Genomic DNA, 1,931 nt, shown 5'->3' on the forward strand with positions numbered 1-1,931 from the left:
CGGCGGCGGCTTGTTCAGCGGCCAGGGCTCGGTTCCGACCGCGCGGTCCAATGCGGTTGCCAACACCACGATCGGTGCCGGCGGCGCATTCACCATCACCGGTGACATCGACATCAAGTCGCGCATTCGCAACTATGCCGTCGCCAATTCCGAAGCGAATTCGTTCGGCGCCGCGGCGGTCGGTGCTTCCGTGGCTGAAGCGGAGGCCAATGGCCAGAGCAACGCCGCGATGAACGCCAACATCGTCTCGGTCACCGACATTAAGGTCGAAGCCCTCGCTGTCAACGGCGCGCTCGCCGTGGCTGAAGCCGCCGGTGGCGGCGTTCTCGGCGCGCTGACGATCAACAGCGCAGTCGCAACAGCCAGCCCATCGTCGGTCAGCGCCTCGATCGGCAACAACACCTCGATCCAGTCGGCGCGCAATGTCCGGCTCAAGGCACAGGCGCAAACCGAAGGCGACGCCAAGGTTGTCGGTATTTCGATAGGCGGCATTTTCGGCGCTGGCGCTTCGGATGCGACGACCAATGTCAGCCCGACTGTTGCAAGCTCGATCGGCGCGGGCGCGGTGATCAATGCGACCGGAGATATCCTGGTCGAAGCCTCCGCGTCGCCGATCCCCGGCGTTCAACCGACCTACGAGATCCTCGATGTCGATGGCACCGCCAACACGATCACGGTCAACGGGCACGGACTGGTGACCGGCGACACGGTCGAATATGATGCCGGAAGCGGCGGCGCCGTCATTCCCGGCCTCAACTGGCCGGACCCGGCCGATTCGGCTGTGAACCGCCAGTATAGCGTGATCAATGTCGTCAATGCAGGCGTGACAGATCCGAACACGCTCTATTTCGGCTCCGTCTTCAACGCCGCCGACATCGATCCAGACACCGAGATCATCGAGTTCGCGGGTGGCCATAATTTCCTGAGCGGCGATGCCGTCCGCTACTATCCGGGACCGGACGAAACGGTCGACAGCTTTGGCCTGACCGAGGGCAACCTCTATTATGTGCTGGTCATCGACGGGTCGCACATCAAGCTGGTGAGCACCTTCGACAAGGCGGTCAACCCACAGAACTACCTCAAGAATTTCCAGCCGGACGACGTCGCGGGCAACAGCATCACCATATCCGGGCATGGCTTCGTCAACGGGACGGCGGTGACCTATGAGGCGCCGGACGCGCGCACCTTCGTCAGTCGCCAGGTGGACGTCAATTCGAACAGCCTCAATCCCGACGGCTCGCCAATCGCAGATAGCAACGCCGACAACATCCGCTTCTTCGACGATGATGGAAATGCGCTGGCGCACGGTTTCGCCGAGGGCGAGCACGTCGTCTATGACGTCAAGAATGCGAACGGCGGAACGGGTCTGGCGATCGGCGGCCTGGTCGACGGCCAGACCTATCGCGTGCATGTCGTCAATTCCTCGACGATCCAGCTCAAGCGTAACGACGCGATCACCGAAGAGGTGCAGTTCGTTCGCAATGCCGCTGGCGACCGTATCATCCGCACTGACGGCCTCAACTGGGCCGACAACGGCTTCGCAGCCGGCACGCTGTTCATCGGCGGCGGCGGCGCCAATTCCGGCACGTTCACGATCGCCAGCGTATCCGGCAGCACGCTGATCCTTACCGTCGCGAACAGCGTCACCGAAGACACGCTGACGAAGACCTTCGATCAGCCGATCATCGCGCTGAACCCGAACAAGGGCCTCAGCGCCGATCCCGCCCTCAATGTCGGCGCCAGTGATACGCATTCGCTGGTCAACGCCAAGAATCTGCCGATCGGCGGGCTGGAAGACGGCAAGACCTACTATGTGCGGGGCGTCAGCGGCGCCGGCGACAACACGTTCGAGTTGTGGGATGCGCCGAGCGGCGGCAGTCAGATCGTCCTGACGCCAACGGGCCTGGCCGGGCCTTACGGCAATCACAGCC

1 protein-coding gene is annotated in these 1,931 nt (G+C 63.0%); it reads left to right on the forward strand.

The genetic code is table 11. The features are described from left to right. Positions 1-1,931, forward strand: a 1,931-nt coding sequence (locus tag EN742_RS38385) for a hypothetical protein (RefSeq protein WP_189375708.1), incomplete at both ends; no start/stop codon positions are given.

Source organism: Mesorhizobium sp. M4A.F.Ca.ET.020.02.1.1, assembly GCF_004022645.1.
Lineage (GTDB): Bacteria > Pseudomonadota > Alphaproteobacteria > Rhizobiales > Rhizobiaceae > Mesorhizobium.